The 391-nt window shown below is 50.6% G+C and carries 1 pseudogene; it reads left to right on the top strand.

Annotated features, from left to right (window positions below):
• Window positions 1–6: 6 nt before the first annotated feature.
• A pseudogene (locus HK20_RS13395) lies at window positions 7–391 on the top strand (IS5 family transposase); the annotation flags it as partial.

The raw sequence follows: 391 nt of genomic DNA, 5'->3' as shown, positions 1-391 counted from the left end.
GGAGGTATGGAATCACAGATACGCACTCAAAACCATGGAGTTTTTCGAACCCTCCATCTGACTGCTGGACAGGTCAGCGCCCTCAGAGGCGCAGACGTGCTTCTGGCAGACCTCCCCGATGAGACAGAAGAAGTCATCGGGGATAGAGGCTACGACAGTAACCAGATCAGGTTATCGCTTGCAGATCGAAACATCACCGCCTGTATTCCACCAAAGAAGAACAGGAAATCTAAAGCCACCTTACAATTGGCATCTGTATAAAAAGCGCCATCTGATCGAAAACATGTTCGCAAAGCTGAAAGATTGGCGACGGGTGGCAACACGATACGACCGCGGCGCTCATACATTCATGTCCGCAATCCACATCGCAGCAAGCGTCATCTTCTACCTC

The sequence above is a fragment of the Acetobacter sp. DsW_54 genome (assembly GCF_002153575.1).
GTDB classification, from domain to species: domain Bacteria; phylum Pseudomonadota; class Alphaproteobacteria; order Acetobacterales; family Acetobacteraceae; genus Acetobacter; species Acetobacter fabarum.
The sequence above is the reverse complement of the archived record's forward strand: the minus strand, read 5'-3'. Positions and strand labels throughout refer to the sequence as shown.